Here is a 4,551-nt window from a genome sequence, read left to right on the forward strand (position 1 = left end):
GTATTACAGGTTGTTAATATTTTAATAAATACATAATTAATGAATCTGATAAATATAATTATAATAAATATAAATTTTGATAACTTTTCTTATCATAAATATTTTTATTAAAGTAATAGGACTGGGGAAATACGATCCCCAAGTATCCCGAATGTTTTTTATATGATGATTTAGTTACTGAATTGTAATTCTCCGCGCTCGTTTTTCCATAAATGAGCTTTGTTGGTTTTAATGAGATGTGCAGCAGCGGCGGGGCTCACGGCAGCAGTTTGTCCTTTGCTGCATATTGTTGGAGTATCCCATTCGTTATCACGATAAAGACCTGCTTCGTCATATTCAATTACTACTTTCATAGGAACCTCTTTTTATTTAAACGCCGAGTAACTTCTTGTTACATTAATATTGTTCAGGAAGAAAATCATCTAATAAAAATGAAAATTAAGTTTAATAAATAGTGTTTTTAATAAGAGTTTTAGTAATCACTAAACATTTTGTTTCATAATCATTGCTAAATATTACATAGACTTATCTGTGTTATTTACCACGGATATGGTTGTGTGATTATGGTCACATCTTCGTGTGGAATGAGATGTATAACGATTTTTTGTTGGATTTTTTATAAAAAATGTGTCAACCAAGAGAGGTAGCAGGGAAATGCGAACGATTGTTGGACGGAGTTAGGGCCATTTCACGCTATTTGGCGAGATAACATACTGAATAGTGTTCCAAAAGTGGAACACGCGTCCGCTTTGCCGGTCTTGACATAAATTTGTTTTGATCTCACGCATTAGAGTGGTTATGTTATTGATAATTCAGCGCTATAGGTAGTCGCTAATCACTATATAAAGGAGTGAATCATGACAGAGCATGCCTGTGTTTCTTTTATGTTGATCAAGGATGGCGAAATTCTTGTTGAACAACGATCAATGACAAAAGAGCACGATGCCGGTTTAATTGCGATTCCTGGTGGTCACATGGAACCTGGAGAGAATCCAGAGCAAACTCTCATCCGTGAGATGGCAGAAGAGCTGGAAGTGACACCGACTGACTATCGTTATTTATGTACTTTGTATCACTTAACGACAGAGACTCAGAAAATTCATTACTATGTAATTAATAGTTGGGAAGGGACGATCAGTGCTCAAGAAGCTGATGAAGTGTATTGGAGAGAATTGTCGACGGCGAATCTTGATATTGGCTCTGATCGTTCTGCTGTAAACGAATACTTTCGTGTTATAAAAACACAACCTGACTTTTTTGTAGCGTAATCTTAAAAATATTTAGGGACAAATATGAATAAAATTAGGAAGTTGGGCTATCAGTACCTAAATATGATAGAAGATTTAGGTTTACTGTTGATCGCGGTACTGACCGTGATTGCGATGGGAACTGAAGTCGTGACCATTTATCAGCAAAAAGCAGTCATGCTCGGCGATTTATTGTTGCTCTTTATCTACTTAGAAGTACTTGCGATGGTTGGGCTCTATCTGAAAAGTGGGCGTTTACCTGTGCGAATGCCGCTTTATATCGTCATTGTGGCCTTAGCTCGATATATGGCACTCGATATGAAGAATTTAGACGCGATTAACATGATCAGTATTTCGGCAGCTATTCTAATTGTTGCAACGTCAATCCTAGTGATTCGATTTGGACACAAAAAATTCCCCTATGGGGATAGCGATGCCGATCAGTAAGATTCTCTCGATTAGAGCGCCAGCAATGGCGCTTTTTTTATGCCTTCCTAAAAGATACCTGTCCTGTTAAGTACCCTTGTTAAATGTTGTGCTGAAATAGTATGAGGTAAAAGTAAGGTTATGATATTATTGCTTTTATTTTTTATGACTCAGCAAGGATTGGCAATGCCACTGATTACCACCCCTAGAACGATTATTGATGTGCTAACGGTCGATGATGCGCAAGCACTGCAACATTATTATGTCAGTAATCAAGAACATTTAGCGCCATGGGAGCCGATGAGAGGTGATGATTACTTTTCCTTAACCAACATGCAGCAATTGATAGCACAAGGGATTGAGGGCTTTGCACAGAAGTCTAATTTTCGTTTTGTCGCCTTTACGCCAGATCGCAATACGATTATCGGTTGCGCGAATTTTACTGGTGTGATGAGAGGTGTTTTTCAAGCGTGCTTTTTAGGCTACAGCATCGATAAGCAGTTTGAAGGTCAAGGGTATATGACGGAAATATTGGATGGGACTATTCAATATATGTTTGAGCATGAAAAATTGCATCGCATCATGGCGAACTATATGCCAAAGAATAAGGCCAGTGCCCGTGTATTAGAAAAGTGCCAATTTGAAGAAGAAGGTTATGCTCGTCATTACCTGAAAATTGCTGGATGTTGGGAAGACCATGTGATGACTGCAAGACTCAATCCTAACTTTGAATAGAGATCACGTGATACCGTATATTTCGCGGTATAAATACTCCATGTGTGATGGGAGGCTAATTTTTAACCTTTTTGATGTTTTTGTCATCAATGTTTATTAGTTATAGTTAGACGAAAGAACTGGGTTGTCGGGTGAGTTCTTGTCTTCTTATAACTAGGAGGCGACAAGATGGTCGCTGAAATGACAGTGTGTACGTCTACGCGGACTACTGATGAACACTTAACCGCGTTAGCGCAACTGGTTAAGAATGAAGTTAGAGATGTCTCAGAACTCAATGCTCTCGTGGAAATCATTGCGGATGTATTTGCCGCTGATCGTGTTTCCGTCTCTATCTGCTTAAATCAGGCCGATAGACTCATATCCTGTTATCCAACCCAAAAAATCTCGCTTCCCGATCTTCATGTGCTTAATAACTGTGTATTAGAGCAACATGACTTACTTTTCATCCGCGATATTGCAAGCGATACTCAATGGTCTCACGCTGCGAATATGATCGGTCATACTCCGTTAACTCGCTATGTTGGGATTCCTATTACTCTAAGCGACGTTCCTGTTGGCGTGCTCGGTATTTTTAATCCCGATAGTACGGTGACTAACAATGCATTTAGTCGCGTAAGGTTATTTGCGTTGTCTATCGAGGGAATGTTATTAGCTAAAGTTCATGCCTACCAAACTGAACAAACTAAACTTAAATTAGAGCAGCAACAAAAGATATGCGATCGTGAAGCTCGTTTATTGCATGAAGTTGAAGATATTTCTGGTGTTGGCGCATGGGAATATGATGTAAACGAGCAACAGCTCTTTTGGACCAAAAAGACTCGTGAAATTCATGGTGTGGATTCAAGTTACGTACCTGACTTAGAATCGGCGAATACGTTCTACCCAGTTGAATATCGTCATGTGATCGATGAGAAAATACAACATGCGATCAAAACCCATTCAAATTGGAATTACGAATTACCTTTTACTCGTTCTGATGGAAAGGAACTTTGGGTAAATATATCTGGTCGGACTATCTATAAAAATGGCAGCTTGTATCGATTAATTGGCGGCTTTGAGAATATCAGTGACCGTCGGAAGAAAGATAGTCGATTGCGTGAAAGCGAGCGATTGCAAAGTGAAAAAAGTAACGAACTATCAACGATTATCACCAATATGACTCAAGGCGTTGCCGTGTTCGGTCCTGATTTCAGACTGAAATATTGGAATCAGCAATATGTTGATATTTTGCCTAGAGATCCTGTACGAATGCAATTAGGAACCTCATTTCGCGAGATCTTAGACGATGTTCTGGCCCAAGATTACTCTGATCATGCAGCGGATGATATATTCCTGCAAATGAAAAAATATTTTTGCCATAACGAAACGATGCAAATCACTTATACACTAGCAAACCGTCGTATTGTCTCATCGTTATATAGCCCGTTACCTGAGGGGGGGTGGGTAACGACTGTTGAAGATGTGACAGAACGAGAAGAAGCGGCCAAAAAAATCACTTACGCCGCTCATCACGATACGTTAACAGAATTAGCGAATCGGACGCTTTTTAACACAACGTTAAATGAAGCTCTCCACGAAGTAAAATTCGAAGCGAGCAGAACTCAGTATGTGTTGATGTTACTTGATCTTGATGGTTTTAAATCGGTCAATGATACCTATGGGCATATTATTGGTGATGAAATATTAAAGCATGCGTCTTCACGTTTACTTAATTCCGTTCGTGAGCAAGATTTAGTTGCACGGTTCGGTGGTGATGAGTTTGCTATTTTATTATCCGGCTCTACAGATATGCTAGGCTGTGCTGAACGTGTTGCTCAAGATATATTAATTTCGATTCAACAACCCTATAGGATTGATGATTTACGTATTGAGATAGGGATTAGTATTGGTATCTCTATGGTTCGCCATCAAGATTCAACGTTAAGTGATGTTATACATCGTTCTGATACGGCTCTGTATAACGTGAAGCGCAACGGGAAAAATGACTATTTAATTTATAGCGAAGAGCAGACAATATAATTGTTCAATTGTTATCAATTTATATAATTTTTAACGCCAGTAAATAATAAATTCCTTATTTAGTAACTTGTATTATTTGTTTAAATAATAATCTATTTATCTACTGTTTATTACAGTACGACGT

General features: G+C 38.4%; 5 protein-coding genes. 4 read left to right on the top strand and 1 reads right to left on the bottom strand.

Annotated elements, in window-relative coordinates:
- Positions 1–170: 170 nt before the first annotated feature.
- On the bottom strand, positions 171–353 hold the full coding sequence (locus F9817_RS23395; RefSeq protein WP_161158620.1) for a hypothetical protein: 183 nt from the start codon (positions 351–353) through the stop codon (positions 171–173).
- A gap of 504 nt (positions 354–857) precedes the next feature.
- Here F9817_RS23395 and F9817_RS23400 point away from each other — a divergent pair.
- From F9817_RS23400 to F9817_RS23415, 4 genes are all read left to right on the top strand, one after another.
- A complete protein-coding gene (locus tag F9817_RS23400) occupies positions 858–1,268 on the top strand; it encodes an NUDIX hydrolase (RefSeq protein WP_161158621.1) in 411 nt (136 codons plus the stop codon).
- A 24-nt stretch (positions 1,269–1,292) separates the two neighbouring features.
- Positions 1,293–1,694 carry a phosphate-starvation-inducible protein PsiE gene (locus F9817_RS23405; protein WP_161158622.1) on the top strand — a complete coding sequence of 134 codons (402 nt, stop codon included), beginning with the start codon at positions 1,293–1,295 and terminating at the stop codon, positions 1,692–1,694.
- A 165-nt stretch (positions 1,695–1,859) separates the two neighbouring features.
- A complete protein-coding gene (locus F9817_RS23410; protein ID WP_161158623.1) occupies positions 1,860–2,408 on the top strand; it encodes a GNAT family N-acetyltransferase in 549 nt (182 codons plus the stop codon).
- A 168-nt stretch (positions 2,409–2,576) separates the two neighbouring features.
- Positions 2,577–4,427 carry a sensor domain-containing diguanylate cyclase gene (locus F9817_RS23415; RefSeq protein ID WP_161158624.1) on the top strand — a complete coding sequence of 617 codons (1,851 nt, stop codon included), beginning with the start codon at positions 2,577–2,579 and terminating at the stop codon, positions 4,425–4,427.
- Positions 4,428–4,551 lie beyond the last annotated feature (124 nt).

The sequence above is a fragment of the Vibrio eleionomae genome (assembly GCF_009874545.1).
In the GTDB taxonomy this organism is placed as follows: Bacteria; Pseudomonadota; Gammaproteobacteria; order Enterobacterales; family Vibrionaceae; genus Vibrio; species Vibrio nitrifigilis.